Annotated in this window: 23 protein-coding genes and 1 tRNA gene; 13 read left to right on the forward strand and 11 right to left on the reverse strand. The window is 72.5% G+C overall.

Annotation, left to right across the window (positions count from 1 at the left end; genetic code table 11):
- Positions 1 to 16: 16 nt before the first annotated feature.
- Complete coding sequence (locus tag ACF059_RS20285; RefSeq protein ID WP_392059011.1) at positions 17 to 613, forward strand: Lrp/AsnC family transcriptional regulator; 597 nt, start codon at positions 17 to 19, stop codon at positions 611 to 613.
- A 65-nt stretch (positions 614 to 678) separates the two neighbouring features.
- On the opposite strand, the gene ACF059_RS20290 is transcribed toward ACF059_RS20285, so the two are convergent.
- Together ACF059_RS20290 and ACF059_RS20295 are read right to left on the reverse strand one after the other, a co-directional pair.
- On the reverse strand, positions 679 to 1,287 hold the full coding sequence (locus tag ACF059_RS20290; RefSeq protein WP_392059014.1) for a TetR/AcrR family transcriptional regulator: 609 nt from the start codon (positions 1,285 to 1,287) through the stop codon (positions 679 to 681).
- The gene (locus tag ACF059_RS20295) at positions 1,284 to 2,798 is read right to left on the reverse strand and encodes a 3-hydroxyacyl-CoA dehydrogenase (protein WP_392059017.1); all 1,515 of its coding nucleotides are present in this window, start codon (positions 2,796 to 2,798) and stop codon (positions 1,284 to 1,286) included. The genes ACF059_RS20290 and ACF059_RS20295 overlap by 4 nt, the downstream gene beginning before the upstream one ends.
- Positions 2,799 to 2,922: 124 nt before the next feature.
- Here ACF059_RS20295 and paaN point away from each other — a divergent pair, with 124 nt between their 5' ends.
- Entirely contained in the window at positions 2,923 to 4,614 is a 1,692-nt protein-coding gene (gene paaN / locus ACF059_RS20300) for a phenylacetic acid degradation protein PaaN (RefSeq protein ID WP_392059020.1), read from the forward strand.
- Here paaN and ACF059_RS20305 read toward each other — a convergent pair.
- The 3 genes from ACF059_RS20305 to ACF059_RS20315 all read right to left on the reverse strand — a co-directional run bounded on the left by ACF059_RS20305 (position 4,611) and on the right by ACF059_RS20315 (position 7,374).
- Positions 4,611 to 5,369 carry a TrmH family RNA methyltransferase gene (locus tag ACF059_RS20305; protein WP_392059023.1) on the reverse strand — a complete coding sequence of 253 codons (759 nt, stop codon included), beginning with the start codon at positions 5,367 to 5,369 and terminating at the stop codon, positions 4,611 to 4,613. The genes paaN and ACF059_RS20305 overlap by 4 nt on opposite strands.
- A 182-nt stretch (positions 5,370 to 5,551) precedes the next feature.
- Positions 5,552 to 6,727 carry an HTTM domain-containing protein gene (locus ACF059_RS20310; RefSeq protein WP_392059027.1) on the reverse strand — a complete coding sequence of 392 codons (1,176 nt, stop codon included), beginning with the start codon at positions 6,725 to 6,727 and terminating at the stop codon, positions 5,552 to 5,554.
- Positions 6,712 to 7,374: a DUF5819 family protein gene (locus tag ACF059_RS20315; RefSeq protein ID WP_392059030.1), complete on the reverse strand. Its 663-nt coding sequence runs from the start codon at positions 7,372 to 7,374 to the stop codon at positions 6,712 to 6,714. The genes ACF059_RS20310 and ACF059_RS20315 overlap by 16 nt, the downstream gene beginning before the upstream one ends.
- 136 nt (positions 7,375 to 7,510) lie before the next feature.
- Between ACF059_RS20315 and paaA the strand changes: the two genes are divergently transcribed.
- The 6 genes from paaA to ACF059_RS20345 all read left to right on the forward strand — a co-directional run bounded on the left by paaA (position 7,511) and on the right by ACF059_RS20345 (position 12,404).
- Positions 7,511 to 8,539 carry a 1,2-phenylacetyl-CoA epoxidase subunit PaaA gene (paaA, locus tag ACF059_RS20320; protein WP_392059033.1) on the forward strand — a complete coding sequence of 343 codons (1,029 nt, stop codon included), beginning with the start codon at positions 7,511 to 7,513 and terminating at the stop codon, positions 8,537 to 8,539.
- A complete protein-coding gene (paaB, locus tag ACF059_RS20325) occupies positions 8,536 to 8,820 on the forward strand; it encodes a 1,2-phenylacetyl-CoA epoxidase subunit PaaB (protein WP_030009045.1) in 285 nt (94 codons plus the stop codon). The genes paaA and paaB overlap by 4 nt, the downstream gene beginning before the upstream one ends.
- 17 nt (positions 8,821 to 8,837) lie before the next feature.
- Complete coding sequence (gene paaC / locus ACF059_RS20330; protein ID WP_366866208.1) at positions 8,838 to 9,542, forward strand: 1,2-phenylacetyl-CoA epoxidase subunit PaaC; 705 nt, start codon at positions 8,838 to 8,840, stop codon at positions 9,540 to 9,542.
- On the forward strand, positions 9,536 to 10,042 hold the full coding sequence (paaD, locus tag ACF059_RS20335; RefSeq protein WP_361949295.1) for a 1,2-phenylacetyl-CoA epoxidase subunit PaaD: 507 nt from the start codon (positions 9,536 to 9,538) through the stop codon (positions 10,040 to 10,042). The genes paaC and paaD overlap by 7 nt, the downstream gene beginning before the upstream one ends.
- On the forward strand, positions 10,043 to 11,146 hold the full coding sequence (locus tag ACF059_RS20340; protein ID WP_392059037.1) for a 2Fe-2S iron-sulfur cluster-binding protein: 1,104 nt from the start codon (positions 10,043 to 10,045) through the stop codon (positions 11,144 to 11,146).
- 115 nt (positions 11,147 to 11,261) lie between these two features.
- On the forward strand, positions 11,262 to 12,404 hold the full coding sequence (locus ACF059_RS20345) for an acyl-CoA dehydrogenase family protein (protein WP_392059041.1): 1,143 nt from the start codon (positions 11,262 to 11,264) through the stop codon (positions 12,402 to 12,404).
- A gap of 7 nt (positions 12,405 to 12,411) precedes the next feature.
- Here the strand turns inward: ACF059_RS20345 and ACF059_RS20350 are convergent, their stop codons facing one another.
- The 6 genes from ACF059_RS20350 to ACF059_RS20375 form a co-directional block, all read right to left on the reverse strand.
- A complete protein-coding gene (locus ACF059_RS20350; protein WP_366866058.1) occupies positions 12,412 to 12,756 on the reverse strand; it encodes a rhodanese-like domain-containing protein in 345 nt (114 codons plus the stop codon).
- 70 nt (positions 12,757 to 12,826) lie between these two features.
- Entirely contained in the window at positions 12,827 to 13,660 is an 834-nt protein-coding gene (locus ACF059_RS20355; RefSeq protein WP_392059044.1) for a J domain-containing protein, read from the reverse strand.
- 124 nt (positions 13,661 to 13,784) lie between these two features.
- Positions 13,785 to 15,185 carry a DUF2252 domain-containing protein gene (locus ACF059_RS20360; protein WP_392059047.1) on the reverse strand — a complete coding sequence of 467 codons (1,401 nt, stop codon included), beginning with the start codon at positions 15,183 to 15,185 and terminating at the stop codon, positions 13,785 to 13,787.
- 52 nt (positions 15,186 to 15,237) lie between these two features.
- Positions 15,238 to 15,897, reverse strand: a complete 660-nt coding sequence (locus ACF059_RS20365) for a response regulator transcription factor (RefSeq protein ID WP_360897198.1) — start codon at positions 15,895 to 15,897, stop codon at positions 15,238 to 15,240.
- Positions 15,898 to 15,905: 8 nt separating this feature from the next.
- Positions 15,906 to 17,588 (reverse strand): sensor histidine kinase, encoded by a 1,683-nt coding sequence (locus ACF059_RS20370; protein WP_392059050.1) that lies wholly within the window; start codon positions 17,586 to 17,588, stop codon positions 15,906 to 15,908.
- Between the two features lie 222 nt (positions 17,589 to 17,810).
- Positions 17,811 to 17,893: transfer RNA gene (locus tag ACF059_RS20375), tRNA-Leu, on the reverse strand.
- Positions 17,894 to 18,186: 293 nt separating this feature from the next.
- On the opposite strand from ACF059_RS20375, the gene ACF059_RS20380 reads away from it, so the two are divergent.
- From ACF059_RS20380 to ACF059_RS20400, 5 genes are all read left to right on the forward strand, one after another.
- Complete coding sequence (locus ACF059_RS20380) at positions 18,187 to 19,032, forward strand: DUF3662 and FHA domain-containing protein (RefSeq protein WP_360897194.1); 846 nt, start codon at positions 18,187 to 18,189, stop codon at positions 19,030 to 19,032.
- A gap of 10 nt (positions 19,033 to 19,042) precedes the next feature.
- Complete coding sequence (locus tag ACF059_RS20385) at positions 19,043 to 19,540, forward strand: FHA domain-containing protein (RefSeq protein WP_360897191.1); 498 nt, start codon at positions 19,043 to 19,045, stop codon at positions 19,538 to 19,540.
- A 147-nt stretch (positions 19,541 to 19,687) separates the two neighbouring features.
- A complete protein-coding gene (locus ACF059_RS20390; protein WP_366866064.1) occupies positions 19,688 to 21,145 on the forward strand; it encodes a PP2C family serine/threonine-protein phosphatase in 1,458 nt (485 codons plus the stop codon).
- A gap of 31 nt (positions 21,146 to 21,176) precedes the next feature.
- Positions 21,177 to 22,601 (forward strand): FtsW/RodA/SpoVE family cell cycle protein, encoded by a 1,425-nt coding sequence (locus tag ACF059_RS20395; protein WP_392059053.1) that lies wholly within the window; start codon positions 21,177 to 21,179, stop codon positions 22,599 to 22,601.
- Complete coding sequence (locus ACF059_RS20400) at positions 22,598 to 24,061, forward strand: peptidoglycan D,D-transpeptidase FtsI family protein (protein ID WP_392059056.1); 1,464 nt, start codon at positions 22,598 to 22,600, stop codon at positions 24,059 to 24,061. The genes ACF059_RS20395 and ACF059_RS20400 overlap by 4 nt, the downstream gene beginning before the upstream one ends.
- Positions 24,062 to 24,162: the final 101 nt, after the last annotated feature.

Here is a 24,162-nt window from a genome sequence, read left to right on the forward strand (position 1 = left end):
AGGGAGGCATCGGGCAATGCCGGATGAACAAATGGCCGGAGCGGGTGCGGCGCCGGTCCCGTCGGGGGGAGCACCGGGGGCACCGGGCGCACCGGCGGCCCCTGGAGTCCCGGCCGCGGCGCCCCGCCCCCTGGACCCGATCGACCGGTCGATCATGCGGCTGCTCCAGGCGGACGGCCGCGCGTCCATACGGTCGGTGGCGGAGCAGGTCCACGTCTCGCGGGCGAACGCCTACGCCCGCATCAACCGGCTCATCGACGACGGCGTGATCCGCGGGTTCACGGCCCGCGTCAACCACGAACGCGCGGGCCAGGGCGCCTCCGCCTACATCACCCTCAAGATCGTCCAGAACTCCTGGCGCACGGTCCGCGAACAGCTGCGCGAGCTCCCCGGCGCCGCCCACATCGCCCTGGTCAGCGGGGACTTCGACGTCCTGCTCCTGGTCCACACCCCGGACAACCGGACCCTGCGCGAGCTGGTCCTGACCCGCCTCCAGGCCATCCCGGAGGTCCTCTCCACCCGCACCCTGCTGGTCTTCGAGGAAACGGACCTCCTGGACACCGGCCCGGGCCTCCCGGGCCCGAATGGCGCCCCACCACTCAGGGAGGAATAGGCCGTACGGACGACAGCGCCCCGGGAACGGGCCTGAAGGCCGTCCCCGGGGCGCTCACCGGCCTCTCAGGCCGGTCCCGCCGGTCCCCGGCGGAGCGTCCGCAGGCCGTCCAGGGCCATGGTGACCACGGCGTCCGCGAGTTGGTCGGGGCCCGTGCCCGGGTGGGGGCGGTACCACTCGACCAGGGAGTTGACCATGCCGAAGAGCAGGCGGGTGGCCAGCCGGATGTCCACGTCCGCGCGGAGGTCGCCCTCGGCCGCGGCGGCCTTGAGCAGCTCGGCGACCTGGTGGTCGAACTCGCGGCGGCGCTCCAGCGCCCAGCGCTCGGTCCGCGTGTTGCCGCGCACGCGCAACAGCAGCGTCACGTACGGCAGCTCCGCGACCAGCACCTCCACCGTGCGGCGCGTGACGTACTCGACGCGGTCGACCGCCCGGCCGCGGACCGCGCCCGGCTCCTCCAGGACCGCGAACAGCCCGTCGAGGGCGCGGCTGACGGCCCGCCGCAGCAGTTCCTCCTTGCCCGCGACGTGGTGGTAGATCGAGGACTTCGAGATGCCCGCGGCCTTGGAGAGGTGCTCCATCGAGGTGCCGTCGTAACCGCGCTCGTTGAAGACCTGGACGGCGACGGACAGCAGCGTCTCGGGGGTGTAGGTGTCCCGCTTGGCCGTGGTCACCGCCCCTCCTCCTCGTCGTCGCCCGCCGCGTAGCCCAGCTTGAACAGGGCCAGCGAGGGCGCGTAGCGACCGCCGGGGACCCGCTCGTCGAGGTGGTGCAGCAGGTCGTAGGCCCAGTCCCGGCCGAGCCGGTCGTGCCATTCGGCGGGGCCGAGCGGGTAGTTGACGCCGAGCTTCATCGCCGTGTCGATGTCCTCGCGGGAGGCGACGCCGCGCGCGACGGCGTCGGCCGTGAGGTCGATCAGCATCGCGACGGTGCGGGCGACGATCATGCCGGGGACGTCACCGATGACGGAGACCTCCTTGCCCAGCTTCTGGAAGAGGCCGATCGCCTCCGACAGGGTCCGCTCGCTGGTGTCCTCGCTGGCGGAGAGCGCGATGCGGGTGGCGCCCCGGTAGTCGAGCGCGAGGTCGAAGTAGACGACGTCCGCGAACTCGACGGAGGTCTTGCCGTCCGCGAGGACCAGCTGGCCCTCCCCGGGCAGCTGGATGTACGGGCCCCCGTGCTCGGTGGCCGTGACCGCGATCCCGGCCTCCTCCAGCAGCGCGGCCAGCTCCGCCGCGGGCCCGAGGTCGCCGACGACGGTGACCTTGTCCGGGGCCTGCTCGGGGCCGGCCGTGTGGGGCTGCGGGGCGACGGCCTGCGGGCCGTACGGGAACCAGCCGTGCCCCGACTTGCGGCCCAGGCGGCCCGACTGGACCAGCCGGCGCTGGGCGAGGGAGGGGGTGAACTTGGGGCTGCGGAAGAAGGAGTCCCACACGGAGCGGGTGACGGCCTCGTTGACGTCCTGGCCGATCAGGTCGGTCAGCTGGAACGGGCCCATCTTGAAGCCGCCGCTCTCGCGCAGCACGGCGTCGATGGTGGCCGGGTCGGCGCCCTGCTCCTCGTACACCGCGAAGGCCTCGGCGTAGAAGGGGCGGGCGATCCGGTTGACGATGAAGCCGGGGGTGTCGGCGCAGCGGACCGGCGTCTTGCCCCAGCCGAGGACGGTGCGGTACGCGGCATCGGCGGCGGCCGGGTCGGTCGCGGAGCCGCTGACCACCTCGACGAGCGGGAGCAGCGGGGCCGGGTTGAAGAAGTGCAGGCCGAGGAAGCGGCCGGGGTGCGCGAGCCCGGCGGCGAGCTCGGTGACGGAGAGGGAGGAGGTGTTGGTGGCCAGCAGCGCGTCGGGCCCGACCACCTCTTCGAGGGCGGCGAACAGGGCGCGCTTGACGCCGGCGTCCTCGACGACCGCCTCGATCACCAGAGCGGCGCCGGCCAGGCTCGGCAGACCGTCGGCCGCAGCGATCCGGCCGATCGCGGCCTCCGCCTCGGCGTGATCCAGACGGCCCTTGGCGGCCATCCGCTCGACGCGGTCCTGCACGAAGGAGACCCCGTCGGCGGCGAGGGAGGCGTTGATGTCGTAGATCAGCACGCGGTGACCTGCGAGAAGGGCGACCTGGGCGATGCCCTGCCCCATGGTGCCCGCGCCGACGACCGCCACTGTGCGGGACCGCTCGATTGCTGTCATGTCCTGATCCTCCCGCACCGACTTATCCACAGGTCCGCCGGGCCCTCTTGTCCCGACCGATCGTTCGGTTACTCTAACTCCAGTCTGCTCTCCTTCGCCCGGCTCAACGAGGAGTTGGTCCCTGATGGCCGCCGATCTCACCGTCCCCCAGCTGTCCGCCCTCTCCGCCAAGCACCGGCCCACCCTGGACCAGGCCCTGTCGGCGATCCGCAGCCGTGCCTACTGGTCCCCGCACCCCGAGCACCCCAAGGCCTACGGGGAGAGCGCCCCGGCCGACGGGCTCGCCGCCTTCGAGGCCCTGCGCGGGACGCGGATGGACCTGGGACAGCCCGGCACCGACGGCTGGACGGGCGGCGAGGTGTCCCCGTACGGCCCGGAGCTCGGCGTGGAGTACCCGCACGCGGACCCGGACGTGCTGCTGCCCGCGATGAAGGCGGGCATGGCCGCATGGCGCGACGCGGGACCCGAGGCGCGCGCCCTGGTCTGCATCGAGATCCTGGCCCGCATCTCCGCCCGTACGCACGAGTTCGCGCACGCGGTCATGCACACCAGCGGCCAGGCCTTCATGATGGCGTTCCAGGCGGGCGGCCCCCACGCACAGGACCGCGGCCTGGAGGCCGTGGCGTATGCGTACGAGGAGCAGACCCGCGTCCCGGCGCAGGCCGACTGGTCCAAGCCGCAGGGCAAGAAGGACCCGCTGGCGCTCGGCAAGAGCTTCACGGCGGTCCCGCGCGGCATCGCGCTCATGATCGGCTGCAACACCTTCCCGACGTGGAACGGTTACCCGGGCCTGTTCGCCTCCCTCGCCACGGGCAACGCGGTGCTGGTCAAGCCGCACCCGCGGGCCGTCCTCCCGCTGGCCCTCACGGTCCAGGTGGCCCGCGAGGTCCTCGCCGAGACGGGCTTCGACCCGAACCTGGTCGCGCTCGCCGTCGAGCGCCCGGGGGAGGGCATCGCCAAGACCCTCGCCGTCCGCCCCGAGATCAAGGTGATCGACTACACCGGGTCGACGGAGTTCGGGGACTGGCTGGAGTCCCACGCCCGCCAGGCGCAGGTCTACACGGAGAAGGCGGGGGTCAACACCGTCGTCATCGACTCGACCTCCGACTACAAGGGCATGCTCTCCAACCTGGCCTTCTCGCTCTCCCTCTACAGCGGCCAGATGTGCACCACCCCGCAGAACCTGCTGATCCCGCGCGACGGCATCGACACCGACGCCGGCCACAAGACGTACGACGAGGTCGTCGCCGACCTCGCCGCCTCGGTCGGCGGCCTGCTCGGCGACGACGCCCGGGCCAACGCGCTGCTGGGCGCGCTGGTCAACCCGGACGTCAAGAGCCGCCTGGAGGCGGCGGCCGCCCTCGGCGAGGTCGCGCTGGCCTCCCGCGAGGTCACCAACCCGGACTTCCCGGACGCGGTGGTCCGTACCCCGGTGATGGTCAAGCTGGACGCGGCCAAGCCGGACCCGGACGCCGCCTACCTCTCGGAGTGCTTCGGCCCGGTCTCCTTCGCGGTGGCGGTGGACTCGACGGCCGACGCGCTCGACCTGCTGCGCCGCACGGTCCGCGAGAAGGGCGCCATGACGGTCGGCGCCTACACCACCTCCCCGGACACCGAGCGGGCGATCGAGGAGGTCTGCCTGGAGGAGTCCGCGCAGCTCTCCCTGAACCTGACCGGCGGGGTCTACGTCAACCAGACCGCGGCCTTCTCCGACTTCCACGGCTCGGGCGGCAACCCGGCGGCGAACGCGGCCCTCTGCGACGGCGCCTTCGTGGCGAACCGCTTCCGCGTGGTGGAGGTCCGCCGCCAGGCCTAGGTCTGGCGGGGCCCGCCCCAGTGGAAGAGGGTCATGGCCACGCTGGTGGCCAGGTTGTAGCTGGAGACCTGCGGGCGCATCGGCAGGGACACCAGGTGGTCGGCGCGGGCGCGCAGCTCGGGCGAGATGCCGTGGCGTTCCGAGCCGAAGGCGAGCAGGGCGTCGTCCGGGAGGGTGAGGGCGCGGATGTCCTCACCCTCCGGGTCGAGCGCGTAGAGCGGCCCGGGCGGCAGTTCGTCCAGGGCGAGGCGTTCGACGGTGGTGGCGTAGTGCAGCCCGGCGCCCGCCCGGACCACGTTCGGGTGCCAGGGGTCGAGGTCGCCGCGGGTCACCACGCCGGTGGCGCCGAAGCCGGCGGCGAGCCGGACGACGGCTCCGACGTTGCCGAGGTTGCGGGGGTTGTCGAGCACGACGACCGGCGCCGACCTGGGCATCCGGGCCAGCCCCGCGAGGCCCTCGGCCCGGTCCGGCCGTACGGCGAGGGCCGCGACCCCGGTGGGATGCACGCGGGGCAGGAAGTCCTTGAGCACGGCCCGGCGCACCAGCCGCACCACATCGGCCTCGACGTCCGGGGCCAGCTCGCGCGCGAGGGCCCGTACGGCGCCCGGATCACCGGCGACGGCCATGCGCACGCCGGCCCCGAAGCGCAGGGCGTGCTTCAGCGCGTGGAACCCGTCCAGCAGCACGAGGTCCCCCGCCCCGGCGGCCTCCTGCCACTGCCGCGCGATCTCCTCGGGGCTGTCGTCCTCGCTCATGCGACGAGCTTAGGGGGCGTCTGGTGGGTCACGCCGGGCTCGCGGGGCCTGGCACCGCGCCTCGCCGCGTTGTCGTCGCTCGCCAATGCTCCGCATTGACTCTCTCCTCCGCCTTGCGATCCACGGCACCAGACCCCGCTCCCTGATCCGGCCTGACCCACCAGACACCCCCTAAGGGGCGTTCAGCGCGGGACCGGGCTCGGCTCCGCGGCCACCGGGACCGGGTCCGCGGCCGCCGCGCGCGCCCCGGGCCGCAGCGCGGCCACCCGCGCGCCCAGCCAGACCAGGAACACGGTCGGCAGGAAGACGGCGTCGGCCGCGATCATCGCCAGGGAGAAGAAGGGCAGGCCCAGCAGCACCGCGATCCCGGCGTGCTCCAGCATCATCACGCCCAGCAGCACGTTCTTGATCCGCCGGTTGAACAGCGTGAAGGGGAACGCCACCTGCACCGCGACCGTCCCGTACGACAGCAGCATCACCAGCGTCCCGCTGCCCGCCAGCAGCGCGGACAGCGCCGGCCACGGCGTGAAGTAGTCCAGCCCCAGCGGGTAGTACAGGGCCGTCCCGTCCTGCCACCGCGAGCCCTGGATCTTGTACCAGCCCGCCGTCGCGTAGATCAGGCAGACCTCCGCCATGATCACCAGCATCCCCGCGTTGTGCAGGACGTTGGCCAGCACGTCCAGCAGGGCCCGGCCCTGTCCCGCGGGCTCGTGGCGGTCGGCCGTCCACCACAGGCCGCAGCCCACCCACACCGCCGCGAACGCCGTCAGCCAGCCCGCGCTGAACCGCCCGGTCGCCGCCCCGTACGCGAAGAACAGCCCCAGCACGCCCCACAGCACGGGCCCGGCCGCCCCCGCCGTCGCCGAGCCGCGCGTACGGACCCTGCGCGCGTCCAGCGACCACACCTGCCCGCACCGGGTCAGCACCAGGTAGATCGCCATCAGGTGGATGACGTTGTCCCCGCCGTCCCCCATGAACACGCTGCGGTTCTGCAGCGACAGGACTCCGATCATGAAGAGCACGGAGGTCGCCCGCGTCCGCCAGCCCAGCAGCAGTCCCGCGGCGGCCAGCACCGCCACCGCGTAGACGCCCTCGAACCACAGCGTCGAGTCCGACCACATCAGCACCGTGAAGGCCCCGTTGGAGTCCGTCAGCCGCTCCGCCATCCCCCAGCTCCAGGGGCCGTCCGGCCCGTACAGCTCGGCGCGGTGGGGGAACTCGCGCAGCAGGAAGAACAGCCAGGTACCGGCGAAGCCGATGCGGACCACCGCGCTCTGGTACGGGCCCAGCGCCCGCCCGGTGACCTGCGCGACCGCCCGCCCGAGCGCCTCACGGGCCCGCCTCACACCGTCCACCACGGCAGCTCCCGGTAGTAGGTCTCGGTGTCGGTGGTCTCGGTGCTCCACTGCGGCGCCGCGAGCGCCGTCGTGGCCGAGCGCAGCTGGATCCGAAGGACGCGCCCGGCGCGCTGCTCCGGGGTCAGCCGGGCCACCGCGATCCGCCGCAGGTACTCCTCGGACAGCTCGCCGCGCTCGCCGTTCGGCTTGTTGTCCTCGTCGTGGGAGCCGGTGAAGAAGTCCCAGGCCCGGCGCAGCTCGTTCTGCTCGGTGTGGCTCGGCAGCAGGCTGTGACGGATGGCGGCGGCGTCCTCGGCGCTCAGGTCGCGCCAGTCGGTGGTGACCAGCGCCCCGTCGTCGGTCCGCAGCTGTGCGCGCGCCTCGACCGCGATGTTCTGCTGGAGCGGGTTGGGGGCGAAGAGCTTCCAGTTCTGTTCGAACTCGGGGTAGATCCAGCCGTCGACGGTCCGCGCGTGCTGCTTGCTGACCGTGTTGGGCGGGGCGACGTGCAGGAAGACGAGGGCCAGGTGGGTGCAGGCGGCCACGGCGACCGCGCCCAGCGCCAGGGCGGCGACCACGCGGTACGGGGTGGACAGACCGGCGATTCCGGGCGCCCGCTCGGGCGGCGCGGCAGCCCCTTCGGCGGGCTCGCGCGTGTTCGAATCCATCCCGCCCCCGACCGTCCGGCGTCCACAGGGTTGACCACAGAGGTTGACACCCTACGGGCCGTCGACCGACCATTGAAGCGGATGAACCGAACGATCGGTCGGTCGGGCGGACGGCAGACTCTCACAGGGGGCCGCAATGGTGGCAGTGACACCGGAAACGGGACCGGACGCGGCCCTCGGGACAGACGGGACGGACGGCACAGGCATGACCGCTGACCTGGGCGCACAGCTCCTGGCGGCATTCGACGCGGCCGTGGCGGCCGACGAGCGCGTGGAGCCGCGCGACTGGATGCCCGACGAGTACCGCGCCTCGCTGGTGCGCCAGATGGCCCAGCACGCGCACTCCGAGATCATCGGCATGCAGCCCGAGGCGAACTGGATCACCCGCGCGCCCTCGCTGCGCCGCAAGGCGATCCTGATGGCCAAGGTCCAGGACGAGGCGGGCCACGGCCTGTACCTCTACAGCGCCGCCGAAACGCTCGGGACGAGCCGCGACGAGCTGCTCGACAAGCTCCACTCGGGGAAGCAGAAGTACTCCTCGATCTTCAACTACCCCACCCTGACCTGGGCGGACGTCGGCGCCATCGGCTGGCTCGTGGACGGCGCCGCGATCACCAACCAGGTGCCGATCTGCCGCTGCTCCTACGGTCCCTACGCCCGCGCGATGGTCCGCATCTGCAAGGAGGAGTCCTTCCACCAGCGCCAGGGCTTCGAGCTCCTCATGGCCCTCTCCAAGGGCACCGAGGCCCAGCACGCGATGGCCCAGGACGCCGTCGACCGGTGGTGGTGGCCGTCGCTGATGATGTTCGGCCCGCCGGACGACGAGTCGGCGCACTCGGCGCAGTCGATGGCCTGGCGGATCAAGCGCCACTCGAACGACGAGCTGCGCCAGCGGTTCGTGGACATCGCCGTCCCGCAGGCCGAGTCCCTCGGCCTGACGCTGCCCGACCCCGACCTCAAGTGGAACGAGGAGCGCGGGCACCACGACTTCGGCGCCATCGACTGGTCCGAGTTCTGGAACGTGCTCAAGGGCAACGGCCCCTGCAACGAGCAGCGGATCAACCAGCGGCGCAAGGCCCACGAGGACGGCGCGTGGGTGCGGGACGCGGCCGCGGCGTATGCGGACAAGCACGTGAACAAGAAGAACGAGGAGGCACGGGTATGACGCAGAACTGGCCCCTGTGGGAGGTGTTCGTTCGCTCGCGGCGCGGCCTCTCGCACACGCACGCGGGAAGCCTGCACGCCCCCGACGCGGAGATGGCCCTGCGCAACGCCCGCGACCTGTACACCCGGCGCGGCGAGGGCATCTCCATCTGGGTGGTGCCCTCGACCGAGATCACCGCGTCCTCGCCGGACGAGCGGGACCCGTTCTTCGCCCCGTCCGCCGACAAGCCCTACCGCCACCCCACCTTCTACGACATCCCGGAGGGGGTGAGCCACCTGTGACCAGCACCGACGTCACCCTGTCGGCCGCCCTCGCCCTCGGCGACGACGCGCTGGTGCTCTCCCACCGCCTCGGTGAGTGGGCGGGGCACGCCCCCGTGCTGGAGGAGGAGGTCGCCCTCGCCAACATCGCGCTCGACCTGCTCGGCCAGGCCCGCATCCTGCTGTCCATGGCCGGCGACGAGGACGAGCTGGCGTTCCTGCGCGAGGAGCGGGCCTTCCGCAACCTCCAGCTGGTCGAGCAGCCGAACGGCGACTTCGCCCACACCATCGCCCGCCAGCTCTTCTTCTCTCTCCACCAGCACGAGCTCTACGGGGAACTCGCCCGCGGCGACGGCCCGTTCGCGCCCCTGGCGGCCAAGGCCGTCAAGGAGACCGCGTACCACCGCGACCACGCCGAGCAGTGGACCCTGCGGCTCGGTGACGGCACCGAGGAGAGCCACCGCCGCATGCAGGCGGCCCTTGACGCGCTGTGGAAGTACACCGGGGAGATGTTCCAGCCGGTGGAAGGCCTGGACGGCCTGGACTGGGCCGCCCTGGAGGGGCGCTGGCTGGCCACGCTGACCGGCGTACTGGAGCAGGCCGGGCTCACCCTTCCCGAGGGGCCGCGCACCGGCGCCTGGGCGGCCGGGGCCGGCCGGCAGGGCCTGCACACCGAGTCCTTCGGACGGATGCTCGCGGAGATGCAGCACCTGCACCGCAGCCACCCGGGGGCGTCGTGGTGACCGCCGACGCCGGGACGACCCGCCTGGAGGCGGAGCTGGCCGAGCTGGCCGGTTCCGTCCCGGACCCCGAGCTGCCCGTGCTGACCCTCGGTGAGCTCGGCGTGGTGCGCGGCGTGCGGATGCACGAGGACGGCCACGCCGAGGTGACCCTCACCCCCACCTACACCGGCTGCCCGGCCATCGAGGCCATGTCGGCCGACATCGAGCGGGTCCTCACCGGTCACGGCATACCCGAGGTGCGGGTCACCACCGTGCTGGCCCCCGCCTGGTCCACCGACGACATCAGCGCCGAGGGCCGGCGCAAGCTGGCCGAGTTCGGCATCGCCCCGCCGCGCCCGCACGCGGCCGGCGGGCCGGTCCCGCTGACCCTGTCGGTCCGCTGCCCGCACTGCGGATCGACCGAGACCGAGCTGCTCAGCCGGTTCTCCTCCACCGCGTGCAAGGCGCTGCGCCGCTGCACCGCCTGCCGCGAACCGTTCGACCACTTCAAGGAGCTGTAGATGGCCGCACCCCGCCACGGCGCGTTCCACCCGCTGACGGTGGCGGCAGTCGACCGGCTCACCGACGACTCGGTGGCACTGACCCTCCGGGTCCCCGAGGAACTGCGCGAGGAGTACCGGCACGCCCCCGGCCAGCACCTCACCCTGCGCCGCACCGCCCCCGACGCGGCCGGCGAGGTCCGGCGCACCTACTCGATCTGCTCCCCCGCCCCGGCGGCGGACGGCCCGGGCCCGGCGGCACTGCGGGTCGGCGTGCGGCTGGTGGAGGGCGGGGAGTTCTCCACCTTCGCGCACAAGGAGATCGCCGCCGGGGACGTGCTGGACGTCATGGTCCCGGCCGGGCGGTTCGTGCTGGACCCCGCCGCCGCACCGGCCTCGGCGCACTATGCGGCGATCGTCGGCGGCAGCGGCATCACCCCCGTGCTGTCGATCGCCGCGACCGTGCTGGCCGCCCGGCCCGACGTCCGCTTCTGCCTGGTACGCAGCGACCGTACGGCGGCCTCGACGATGTTCCTGGAGGAGGTCGCCGACCTCAAGGACCGCTATCCGGCGCGGTTCCAGCTGGTGACGGTCCTCTCCCGCGAGGAGCAGGAGTCCGGGCTGCCCTCCGGACGGCTCGACGAGGAGCGGCTGACGGCCCTGCTGCCCGCGCTGCTGCCGGTGGCGGAGGTGACGGGCTGGTTCCTGTGCGGGCCCTACGGCCTCGTACAGGGCGCGGAGCGGGCCCTCGGCGCGCTCGGCGTCGCACGCACCCGGGTGCACGAGGAGATCTTCCACGTCGAGGACACCGCGGCACCGGTCCGCAGGGCCACCTCGGCGGCCGCCTCGCACGGCCGGGTCACCGCGCGGCTCGACGGACGCTCGGGCACCTGGCCCGTCCAGGACGGCGAGTCCCTGCTGGACGCGGTGCTGCGCAACCGCGCGGACGCCCCGTACGCCTGCAAGGGCGGGGTCTGCGGCACCTGCCGGGCGTTCCTGGTGTCCGGTGAGGTCCGGATGGACCGCAACTTCGCCCTGGAGGCCGAGGAGACGGAGGCCGGGTTCGTGCTGGCCTGCCAGTCGCACCCCGTCACCGAGGAAGTGGAGATCGACTTCGACCGCTAGGCCCGGGGTCGCGGCCGGACGCTCGCCCGGAGCGGTGGAGCTCCTCTGTCCAATTCCCAGAACCTGTTCTATCTTGACGCACCGTCAGATCTGAACGCGCGCGGGAGGACAGGCAGTGGACTTCACCTTCACCGAGGAGCAGCAGGCCGCCGTCGAGGCGGCCAGGGCGGTGTTCGCGGACGTCGCACCCGACGGCGTCCCCAGCCCCGCGCTCACCCCGGGCGCCGTCGCCGACGACTTCGACCGCCCGCTGTGGGCCAGGCTCGCCGGGTCCGACCTGCTGAGCCTGGTCCTCGCGCCCGAGCACGGCGGCGCCGGCCTGGACGCCATCGCCCTGTGCCTGGTGCTGCGCGAGGCCGCCCGGGTGCTGGCGCGCGTGCCGCTCCTGGAGCACTGCGCCACCGCCATGGCCGTCCAGACCCACGGCAGCCCCGAACTGGCCGCCGCCCTGCTCCCCGGCGCTGGGGACGGCACGCTCGTGCTCACCGCCGCCGCGCACGGCCGCTCCGGCCACGATCCCGCCGAACTCGCCGTCCTGGCCCGCCGCGACGGCGAGGCCTGGATCCTGGACGGCACCCAGACCGCCGTGCCGTGGGCGCAGAGCGCCGACTGGATCGCCGTACCGGCCCACACCGGCGAGGGCGAGGCCGTCCTCGCGCTCGTCGCGCGCACCGCCGAGGGACTCGCCCTCGCCGAACAGGTCTCCACCAGCGGGGAACGCCTCGCCGAACTGGCCCTGGACGGCGTACGGGTGGACCGGTCCCACCTCATCGAGACCCCGGGAGCCTGGGAGCGGCTGCGCCAGCTCCTCGCCACCGGGACCTGCGCCCTGGCCCTCGGGCTCGGCGAGGGCGTCCTCGCCATGACCAGCCGGTACACGAGCAAGCGCGAGCAGTTCGGCTTCCCGGTGGCCACCTTCCAGGCCGTCGCCGTCCAGGCCGCCGACCGCTACATCGACCTGCGCGCCATGGAGGTCACCCTCTGGCAGGCGGCCTGGCGGCTCGACGCCGCGACCGGCGGCGCCGGCGGTCCGCTGCCGAGCTCCGGTGACGTGGCGGTCGCCAAGATCTGGGCCTCCGAGGGCGTGCGCCGGGTCGTGCAGACCGCCCAGCACCTGCACGGCGGCTTCGGCGCCGACACCGACTACCCGCTCCACCGCTACCACGCCTGGGCCAAGCAGCTGGAACTCCAGCTCGGCCCGGCGGCCGCGCACGAGGAGGCCCTGGGCGACCTGCTGGCCGCCCACCCCCTCGGCTGAGCCGCGGCTACAGGACGAAGGCCGGGCTCCCGTTGTCCGTCACCATCGGGCGTCCGGCACCGTCCCAGGCCTGCATCCCGCCGTCGACGTTCACGGCGTCGATCTCCTGGCGCACCAGGTACTGGGTGACCTGCGCGGAACGCCCGCCGACCCGGCACATCACGTACACCCGGCGGCCGTCCTCGATGGCCTCGGTCAGCTCGCCGAAGCGCGCCACGAAGTCGCTCATCGGGATGTGCAGAGCGCCCTCGACGTGACCGGCCGCCCATTCGTCGTCCTCGCGGACGTCCAGCACAAAGCCTTCGGAGGGCACCGCGGCGGCGTCCACCGAGGGAAGCGGTCCGAAGTTCATACGTCGCCTTCTCTCCTCGCAGATGGTGCGTCCAACCTAGCCGACACCGCCCGCCGCCCGGCGGCCCGCGTCACCCCGCGGCGAGCGCCGCGGCCAGCTCCGCCTCCCGCTCGCCGACCTGCGCCAGCAGCTGCTCCGCGATCTCCTCCAGCAGCCGGTCCGGGTCGTCGGGCGCCATCCTCAGCATCGACCCGATCGCGCTCTCCTCCAGCTCCCGCGCCACCAGCGCCAGCAGCTCCTTGCGGCGCGAGAGCCACTCCAGCCGCGCGTACAGCTCCTCGCTCTCGCCCGGCGCCGCCGCCTCGGGCGCCGGCCCGGCCGCCCACTCCTCGGCCAGCTCGCGCAGCAGCGCCTCGTCGCCCCGCCCGTACGCGGCGTTGACCCGCGCGATGAACGCGTCGCGCCGCTCCCGCTCGGCGTCCTCCTGGGCGAGGTCGGGGTGGGCCCGGCGGACCAGCTCGCGGTAGAGGCGGCGCACCTCCTCCGAGGGGCGCACCCGCTCCGGCGGCCGCACGGGCCGGTCGGTGAGCATCGCGGAGGCGTCGTCGCAGATCCCGTCCGAGCCCAGCCAGTCGTGGAAGAGCTCCTCCACCCCCGGCATCGGCATGACCAGCGCCCGCGCGTCCTTCGCCCGCTGGAGGTCCTCGGGATCGCCGGTGCGGGCCGCCTTCGCCTCGGCGATCAGCGCGTCCAGCTCGTCGAGCCGCGAGTACATCGGGCCGAGCTTCTGGTGGTGCAGGCGGGAGAAGTTCTCCACCTCCACCCGGAAGGTCTCCACCGCGATCTCGAACTCGATCAGGGCCTGCTCGGCGGCCCGCACGGCCCGCTCCAGGCGCGCCTCGGGGCGCTCTTCCTCGGTGACGGCGGAATCGTCGGGGACGTTCTGCTCGGTGTGCTCGCTCACCCGGCCAGCCTACGGCCCGCCCGCACGGGCGACGCCGGACCGGGGCCCGCGGACCCCGCCCCCGCCGGCCGGGAGGGCCACTTAAGCCCCGCCCCGCCCGGCCAGGAGGGGCGGGGCGCCTCGCTCAGACCCCGGACTCCGCGGCGATCCGCCCGCCGCGCACCGCCGCCACCAGGTCCGCGTGGTCGGCCTCGGTCCGGTCGGCGTAGGCCACCGCGAAGGCCGCCATCGCCTCGTCCAGCTCCTCGTTCTTCCCGCAGTACCCGGCCAGCAGCCGCGGGTCCGCGCTGTGCGCGTGCGCCCGGGCCAGCAGGGCCCCGGTCATCCGCCCGTAGTCGTCGAGCTCGCCGACGGCCAGCGCCGCCGGGTCCACGCTGCCCTTGCGGTTGCGGAACTGCCGCACCTGGAACGGCCGGCCCTCCACCGTGGTCCAGCCCAGCATGATGTCCGAGACCACCTGCATCCGCTTCTGCCCGGCCACCACCCGGCGCCCCTCGTGCTCCTGCGCCGGCGGGGCGAAGCCCAGCCCGGGCAGGTGCGGCAGCAGCACCGAGGGCCGCGCCTCCTTCACCTGGAGCACCAGCGGCTCGCCCCGGTGGTCCAGCAGCAGCACCACGTACGAGCGGGTGCCGACGCTCCCGGTGCCCACCACGCGGAAGGCCACGTCGTGGATCGCGTACCGGGACAGCAGCGCCAGCCGGTCCCCCGGGAGCGTCTGCAGGTAGGGGCCCAGCGAAGCCGACACGGCCGCCGCCTCCGCGTCCCCGACCCGCCGCAGCACGGGCAGCGCGTCGACGAAGCGCCGGCCCCCGTCCTCCCCGATCTCCGTCGACCTGGCGGCGAACCGCGCGGAGGTGTTGTTGCGGGCCTTGTACGAGACCCGCTCCAGCGTGCCCAGCAGATCGTGGGCGTCGGCGTGCGAGACCAGCTCCTCGTCCGCGATGGCGTTCCACGCGTCCAGCGCGGGCAGCCTGGCCAGCAGGCGCATGGTCCGCCGGTAGGCGCCGACCGCGTCCAGGGCGGCCGCCCGGCAGGTGGCCTCGTCCGCGCCCGCGACCCGTCCGGCCAGCACCAGCGAGGTGGCCAGCCGCTTCACGTCCCACTCCCACGGGCCGAACACGGTCTCGTCGAAGTCGTTCAGGTCGATGACCAGGCGTCCGCGCGCATCGCCGTACAGGCCGAAGTTCGCCGCGTGCGCGTCGCCGCAGATCTGCGCGCCGATCCCGGTCACCGGGCCGCCGGACAGGTCATGGGCCATCAGGCCGGCCGCCCCGCGCAGGAAGGCGAAGGGGTTCGCCGCCATCCGGCCCACCCGTATCGGAGTCAGCTCCGGGACCCGCCCGACGTTGGACTCCTCCACCGCCCGCACGGCGTCCGGCCGTCCGGCCGGCGCCACGAAGGCCGCGTGGGCCGCGCGCGGGACGCGGGTGCGCAGCGCCCGGCCCTCCGCCTTGGGCGAATCCGCCGCCACCCGCGGCGCGAAGCCCGCCACGTCCGCAATCCGCTGCCCCGCTACCGCCGCCATCGGCGCCGCCCCCACCCGTTCACTGATCGCTTCCAGAACGGGCTGACCGTATCTACAGCCCGGCGTCCCTGGCCAGCAACGCCGCCTGGACCCGGTTCTCGCAGCCCAGCTTCGCCAGGATCCGGCTCACGTACGTCTTCACGGTCGCCTCGCTCATGTGCAGCCGCCGGCCCGCGTCCGCGTTGGACAGGCCCTCGCCCAGCAGGGCCAGCACCCCGCACTCGCGCTCGCTCAGCTCCGCGACCCGGCGCCGGGCCTCCTCGCCGCGCGCGGCGGCCGTCCCCGACGCCAGCTGGTCCACCACGTGCCGGGTCGCCCCCGGCGAGAGGTACGCGTCCCCGGCCGCGGCCGCGCGCACGGCCCCGATCAGCTCGCCCGGCGCCGAGTCCTTCAGCAGGAAGCCGGCGCCGCCCTGGCCCAGCGCCCGCAGCACGTTCTCCTTCTCCCCGAAGGTGGTCAGGATCAGCGCCCGCACCTCCGGCGCCGCCCGCCGCAGTTCCCCCAGGGCGCTGAGCCCGTCCATCACCGGCATCTGGATGTCCAGCAGCATCACGTCCGGGGCGTGCGAGCGGGCCAGTTCCACCGCCTCGCGGCCGTTCGCCGCCTCCGCGACGACCTCGATGTCCGCCGCCGAGGTCAGGATCATCCTGATCCCGGCCCGGATCAGCGGTTCGTCATCGGCGATCACCACGCGGATCACTTCGGCTGTCACCCGTGCTCCTACTGCTTGACCTCGAACGCCTGCTTGTCCACGAGCTTGCCGTCCCGGAAGCAGAACCGGAAAACCCTGTCGGTGGTCAGCTCCGTCTCCTCCGTCGACAGCAGCGTCACACAACTCGAACCCGGCGGCCGCGGCGGCCCCTTGCGGTCCATGCCCGACGTCAGGATGGTCCCCCCGGAGGGCAGCCGGCCGCGGACCTCCTGCTCCGAGTCCCCCACCCGCACGGCGTCGAACTCCGCCCGGTCGAGCATCGCGTCGTCGACCGAGCCGATCATCAGGACCGCGAAGATCCCGATGACGATCACCAGCAGCACCACGGCTGCCACCGCGATCCCGCAGCCCAGCGCCACCCCGCCGGTCCGGTCGCGCCCCCGCACCGCCAACTCCCGGTCCACCGCCGCCCAGTCCATCGGCGGCGCCCCGAGCGCCGGCTGGGCCTGCGCCTGCTGCCCGAAGTCGTCCGCGACGTCCACCACCCCGGCCGGCTCGGTCCCGTACGGCAGCACCCCGGCCACCCGGAACCCGCCGCCCTCGGTCACCCCGGCGTGCACCATCCCGCCGACCAGCCGGGCCCGCTCGCGCAGCCCCGTCAGCCCCTGGCCGCCGGAGACCACCTCGCCCGCGCCCGGGGCCGCCGCAGGCCCGTTGGAGATCTCCACCACCAACGAGTCGTCCTCGTAGCGCAGTTCCACCGCGATCGGCGCCCCCGGGGCGTGCTTGTACGCGTTCGTCAGGGCCTCCTGCACGATCCGGTACGCCGCGTGGTCGCAGGCCGCCACCAGCGGCCGCGGCTGCCCCGACGCGCTCAGCCGTACGTCGGTCCCCGCGCCGCGCGCCGCCTCCACGACCCCGGCGATCCCGGCCACCCCCCGCGCGGCGGGCTGCGCCGCCTCCTGCGCGGGCAGCGGCGCCTCGACCCCGTCGCGCAGGATGCCGACCACCTCGCGCAGCTCGTGCATGGCCGCCACGGAGGCCTGGCGCAGCACGCCCACCGCCTCGCGCTGGCGGTCGGTCAGCTTGGGATCCACCTCCAGCGCGCCGGTGTGCACCGAGATCAGCGCCAGTTGGTGCCCGAGGCTGTCGTGCATGTCCTGGGCGATCCGCTGCCGCTCGCGCAGCCTGGCCTGACCGGCGACCATGGCGCGCTCGCGCAGCAGCTGCCCGTTGCGTTCCTGGAGGGCGCGCAGCAGCGTACGGCGCTGGTGCCAGTACCGGCTAGCCAGGCCCGGCATGACCGTCATGGCCAGGAACATCAGGGTCGAGAAGACGATCACCAGGAGCGGCCTCATCTGCGACCACTCGTGCAGGACGCTGAAGCCGACCGCCGCGAGGAAGGCGATCGTGAACGCGGCCAGCGCCCGTCCCACCCCGACGATCCGGCGCCCCGCCGACCAGCCCAGCAGGCCCGTGACCAGGAAGGACCCCGGCAGGTACGGGCTCAGCGCCGACGCGATCACCAGGGTCGTCGCGGGCAGCCTGCGCCGCAGCAAGGTCAGCACCAGCACGGCCGCGGCGCTCGCCAGCATCCGCTTCCCGGAGCCGTGGTCGAGCTCCTCGACCCCCAGCCCGAGCAGAGCCAGTACCGAGGCGAGCAGCAGGTCCCCCGCCAGCATCCGCCCGGTCCACGGCTCCGGCCCCTTCAGCCAGTCCCAGCCCGCACGCGTCTTCGCCTTCGCATCCACGCGACCGACCCTAGACACCCGCACCCCCGCCGGGCCGCCCTCTTTCGTCGCGCCCCGTACGACGAAAGTCGGACGGCGGCCGCGAGACCGGGCACGTGTCCTGGATCACCTCTGTCCGGATCACTTCTGTCCCGGAGCACCTCTGTCCCGGATCACCACGGAACGTCAGGGCAAAGCGAAACGGCCGCCACCGCTTTCGCGATGACGACCGTTTCGTCGATGTGGGCGAGGGGGGATTTGAACCCCCACGTCCCGAAGGACACTGGCACCTGAAGCCAGCGCGTCTGCCGTTCCGCCACTCGCCCGAGCAGCGCCCCAGTGGTTCTTCCCTTTCGGGCCGTTCCCCTGGCGACGTCGAAACATTAGCACGGCGGACGGGGTGGAATCACATCGCTTTCCCGTCGCCCCGGCACCCCGGCGCGGACGGCCCCTCCCGCACTCCGCCCCAGGTGCGGGACACTGTCCCTGGTGCGCCCCTACGATCCCTTGTGAGGACCAACACTCGTCCTCACAGGACCGATGGGGAACCACCCGAATCCGCCACGCGTGGATACGATCAGTAAGCAGTACAGGGCGACAACGACGGAGGAGGTGCCCCATGGGAGTTCTGAAGCGATTCGAGCAGCGACTCGAAGGTCTGGTGAACGGCACCTTCGCCAAGGTGTTCAAGTCCGAGGTGCAGCCGGTGGAGATCGCCGGAGCCCTCCAGCGGGAGTGCGACAACAACGCCACCATCTGGAACCGCGAGCGGACCGTCGTCCCCAACGACTTCATCGTCGAGCTCAGCGCCGGTGACTACGACCGGCTGAGCCCGTACTCCGGGCAGCTCGGCGACGAGCTCGCGGGCCTGGTCCGCGACTACGCCAAGCAGCAGCGCTACAGCTTCATGGGCCCCATCAAGGTCCACCTGGAGAAGGCGGACGACCTCGACACCGGGCTCTACCGGGTCCGCAGTCGCACCCTCGCCTCCAGCACCTCCCAGCCCCAGGCGGGCGGCGCCCCGCACGGCCAGGCCCCCCAGGGCCCGCCGCAGGGCGGCTACGGCTACCCGCCGGTCGCCGCCCCGCCCATGCCCAGTGCCCCGCCGCCCGGCGGGCCCGGCGCACGGCGGCCCGCCCCCGGCGGACCCGTCGGCGTGGCCCCCGTGGCCAACTCCGGCGCCCCCCGGCGCCACTGGATCGAGATCAACGGCACCCGCCACCAGATCTCGCGCCCCACGCTCGTACTCGGCCGAAGCACGGAAGCCGACGTGCGGATCGACGACCCCGGCGTCTCGCGCCGGCACTGTGAGATCCGGACCGGAACGCCCTCGACGATCCAGGATCTCGGGTCCACCAACGGCATCGTGGTGGACGGGCAGCACACCACCCGCGCTACGCTCCGCGACGGCTCGCGGATCGTCGTGGGCAGTACCACCATCATTTACCGGCAAGCCGAAGGGTGAAGCGGGGGCAATGTCAGAGCTGACCCTGACGGTCATGCGGTTGGGTTTCCTAGCCGTTCTGTGGCTGTTCGTCATCGTGGCCGTCCAGGTCATCCGCAGCGATCTCTTCGGGACGCGAGTGACCCAGCGCGGCTCCCGCCGCGGCGGCGCCGCCGGCGCCCCGCAGCAGGCGGGCCGCCAGGCCGCTCCGCCGCAGCAGCGCCAGCGCCGTGGTGCGCCGACCAAGCTCGTCGTCTCCGAGGGCACCCTCACGGGAACCACGGTGGCCCTCGCCGGCCAGACGATCACGCTGGGCCGCGCCCACGACTCCACGATCGTGCTGGACGACGACTACGCGTCCAGCCGCCATGCCAGGATCTATCCCGACCGTGACGGGCAGTGGATCGTCGAGGATCTCGGGTCCACCAACGGCACGTATCTCGACCGGACCCGGCTGACCACCCCGACGCCCATTCCGCCGGGCGCACCGATCCGCATCGGCAAGACCGTCATCGAGCTGCGGAAGTAGTACGAGAATGAGCGAGCGGAGCGAGCGCGCGGCGGCGATCCGTCCCACCGAGGGCACGGACCCGAGCGCGCTCCCGACCGGAGGGTGGGCAGTGTGGCTCGAGACCGGTTGTACCCGGAGGAAGCTTCGTCGACAGGGCAGGTGCGCATGAGTCTGTCCCTGCGGTTCGCCGCCGGATCCCACAAGGGCATGATCCGTGAGGGGAACGAGGACTCCGGTTACGCCGGTCCCCGTCTCCTCGCGATCGCCGACGGCATGGGAGGCCAGGCCGCCGGCGAGGTCGCGAGCTCCGAGGTGATCTCCACCCTCGTGCAGCTCGACGACGACGTCCCGGGCTCCGACATCCTCACCTCCCTCGCCACGGCCGTGCAGCGCGCCAACGACCAGCTGCGCGTCATGGTCGAGGAGGACCCCCAGCTCGAAGGCATGGGCACCACCCTGACCGCCCTGCTGTGGACCGGCCAGCGCCTCGGCCTCGTCCACGTCGGCGACTCCCGCGCCTACCTGCTCCGCGACGGCGTCCTCACGCAGATCACCCAGGACCACACCTGGGTGCAGCGCCTCGTCGACGAGGGCCGCATCACCGAAGAGGAAGCCACCACCCACCCGCAGCGCTCGCTCCTCATGCGCGCGCTCGGGAGCGGCGACATCGTCGAACCCGACCTCTCCATCCGCGAGGTCCGCGCCGGCGACCGCTACCTGATCTGCTCCGACGGGCTGTCCGGCGTCGTCTCCCACCAGACCCTGGAGGAGACCCTCGCCGACTACCACGGCCCCCGCGAGACCGTGCAGTCGCTGATCCAGCTCGCCCTGCGCGGCGGCGGACCCGACAACATCACCTGCATCGTCGCCGACGTCCTCGACACCGACAGCGGCGACACCCTCGCCGCCCAGGTCAACGACACCCCGGTGGTCGTCGGTGCGGTCGCCGAGAACCAGCACCAGCTCTTCGACGGCGGCAACGCCATGCAGACCCCGGCCGGCCGCGCCTCCGGCCTCGGCCGCCAGGCCCCCCCGCCCGCGGGCGCCTTCGGGCCCCCCGGCAGCGGCGACGCACCCGGCTACGGGTACGGCGACCAGGGCCAGGGCGGCGCGTACGGCAGCTTCGGCGAAGCCGAGGGCTACGACGGCGACGCGGGTTACGAGGACACGTACGACCACCCCCGTCGGCGCCGCGGCAAAGGGCGCAAGTGGACCACCCGCACGCTGCTCCTGCTCCTCGTCGCCGGCGTCATCGGCGGCGGTTGCTACGCGGGCTGGCGCTGGACGCAGACCCAGTACTACGTCGGCGTCAAGGGCGAGCACGTGGCGCTCTTCCGCGGGATCAGCCAGAAGCTGGGCCCGCTGGAGCTCTCCAAGGTGGAGACCGACCGCCCCGACATCGAACTGAAGTACCTGCCGCCCTTCAAGCGCAAGCTGGTCGAGGCCACCATCAGCGAAGGCAGCTTCGACGCCGCCCGCGAGAAGATCGACGAGCTCGGCGTCCAGGTGTCCGCCTGCAAGAAGGACGAAGAGCGCCGCAACGCCGAGGCGCAGAACCAGACACCGGGCTCCACCCTGACTCCCGCGGAGCAGCAAGTGGTCAGCCTGTGCGGCAAGCAGTAGACACCCGCGGGCACAGGGGGCCTGCCACACCATGAGCGTTGTCACCAACACGACCACCATCGGCGCCATCGAGCTGCCGAGCCGGCGGAACACCGAGCTCCTGCTGCTCGCGTTCGCCGTGGTCATCCCGATCTTCGCCTACGCCAACGTGGGCCTGTCGATCCACGGGAAGCTGCCCCCCGGCATGCTCACCTACGGCCTCGGCCTGGGCGCCCTCGCCGGGATCGCGCACGCCGTCGTACGCCGGTACGCCAAGTACGCCGACCCGCTGCTGCTGCCGCTGGCCACCCTCCTCAACGGGCTGGGCCTCGTCCTGATCTGGCGCCTGGACCAGTCCGAGCGGCTGCAGAACCTCGCCAAGCGGTCCTTCGGCGCCTTCACCCCCTCCGCGCCGCGCCAGATGATGTACACGGCCCTGGCCATCGCCCTGTTCGCGGGCGTCCTGCTGGTCCTCAAGGACCACCGCGTCCTGCAGCGCTTCACGTACATCTCCATGGCCGGCGCGCTGATCCTGCTGATCCTGCCCGTCGTACCGGGCCTGGGCGCCGACGTCTTCGGTGCCAAGATCTGGATCAGCGTGGGCGGCTTCTCCATCCAGCCGGGGGAGTTCGCGAAGATCGTGATCGCGATCTTCTTCGCCGGTTACCTCATGGTGAAGCGGGACGCGCTCGCGCTCGCCAGCCGCCGCTTCATGGGCCTCTACCTGCCGCGCGGCCGCGACCTCGGCCCGATCCTGATGATCTGGGCGATGAGCCTGCTCGTCCTGGTCTTCGAGAACGACCTCGGCACCTCGCTGCTCTTCTTCGGCATGTTCGTGATCATGCTGTACGTGGCCACCGAGCGCACCAGCTGGATCGTCATCGGCCTGCTCATGTCGGTCGGCGGCGCCACCGTCGTCGGCGCCACCGCCAGCCACGTCAAGGCCCGCGTCACCGCCTGGCTCGACCCCTTCGACTGCTACGCCACCTCGGGCGCCTGCGAGCAGGTCGGCCAGTCGATCATGAGCTTCGGCTCCGGCGGCGTCCTGGGTGCCGGATGGGGCCAGGGCAACTCCGACCTGATCGGCTTCGCCGCGAACTCCGACTTCATCTTCTCCACCGTCGGCGAGGAACTGGGCCTCGCCGGGGTGATGGCCTTCCTGCTGATCTACGGGCTCATCATCGAGCGGGGCGTGCGCACCGCCCTCGCCGCCCGCGACCCCTTCGGCAAGCTCTTCGCGATCGGCCTCTCCGGAGCCTTCGCGCTCCAGATCTTCGTCGTCGCCGGCGGAGTCATGGGCCTGATCCCCCTCACCGGCATGACCATGCCGTTCCTCGCGTCCGGCGGCTCCTCCGTCCTCGCGAACTGGATCCTCATCGCCATCCTCATCCGGATCAGCGACACCGCACGCCGCCCGGCCCCGGCCCCCGCCCCGTCCCCCGACTCCGAGATGACCCAGGTGGTCCGCCCGTCATGAACAAGCCCCTGCGCCGCATCTCGCTGTTCTGCGGGCTGCTCGTCCTCGCCCTGCTGATCCGCACCAACTGGCTCCAGTACGTCCAGGCGGAGGAACTCAGCACGCGCAAGGAGAACCGCCGGGTCCAGATCGCCCAGTACGCCACCGAGCGCGGCAACATCATCGTCGCGGGCGAGCCGATCACCGGCTCCGCGGTCACCAACGGCAGCGACTACAAGTACAAGCGGACCTACAAGGACGGCCAGCTGTGGGCCCCCGTCACCGGGTACGCCTCGCAGGCCTTCGGCTCCACCCAGCTCGAATCCCTCGAAGACGGCATCCTGACCGGCAACGACGACCGGCTCTTCTTCGACCGCACCATCGGCATGTTCACCGGGGAGAAGAAGGCCGGCGGCAACGTCGTCACCACGCTCAACCCCGCCGCCCAGAAGGCCGCCTTCGACGCGCTCGGCTCCAACAAGGGCGCGGTCGCCGCGATCGACCCGCGCACCGGCGCCATCCTCGCGCTGGTCTCCACCCCCTCGTACGACCCCTCCCGCTTCGCCGGCAACTCCAAGGACGACGAGAAGGCCTGGGTCGAGCTGAAGGACAGCGAGGACAAGAACCTCGTCAACCGCGCCCTGCGCGAGACCTACCCCCCCGGCTCCACCTTCAAGGTGGTCACCGCGGCCGCCGCCCTGGAACACGGCGTGGTCAAGGAGATCGACGACCCGACGGACACCCCCGAGCCCTACTTCCTGCCCGGCACCAGGACCGTGATGGAGAACCACGCCAAGGGCTGCGAGAAGGCCAGCCTCAACGAGGCCCTGCGCGTGTCCTGCAACTCCGTCTTCGCGAACCTGGGCGACAAGGTCACCCGCGACAAGATGGTGGAGACGGCCGAGAAGTTCGGCTTCAACAACGACAAGATCGACATCCCGGTCCGCGCGTTCGCCAGCATCTACGACAAGAAGATGGCCAAGGACGGCAACGCCCTGAGCTCCATCGGGCAGTTCAACACCGCCGCCACCCCGCTCCAGATGGCCATGGTCACCGCCGCGATCGCCAACGACGGCAAGCTGATGAAGCCTTACATGGTGGACCAGCTCACCGCCCCCAACCTGGACGTCATCGAGAAGCACTCCCCGCAGGAGATGAGCCGGCCCCTCTCCGCCGCCAACGCGCAGAAGGTCCAGCAGATGATGGTCAACGTCGTCGAGAACGGAACCGGCGGCAAGGCCAAGATCAAGGACGTGAAGGTCGGCGGCAAGACCGGCACCGCGCAGCACGGCGAGGGCAACAAGAAGCGCCCGTACGCCTGGTTCATCTCCTACGCCGAGAGCCCGGACGGCACCTCGCCCGTCGCCGTCGCCGTCGTCATCGAGGACAGCGAAGCGGAACGCGAGGACATCAGCGGTGGCGGACTGGCCGCGCCCGTCGCGAAGGCCGTCATGCAAGCGGTGCTCAAGGGCCAGCAGTAACCAACGGATAACGGACCGGAGCGCAGTGATCCATGTCACTGATCCCGCCCGGATCCGAGCGTACGGTACCGGTCCAGTATCAGGCTGTGGCCACGAACCGA

Source organism: Streptomyces sp. NPDC016562 (assembly GCF_043076955.1).
Lineage (GTDB): Bacteria > Actinomycetota > Actinomycetes > Streptomycetales > Streptomycetaceae > Streptomyces.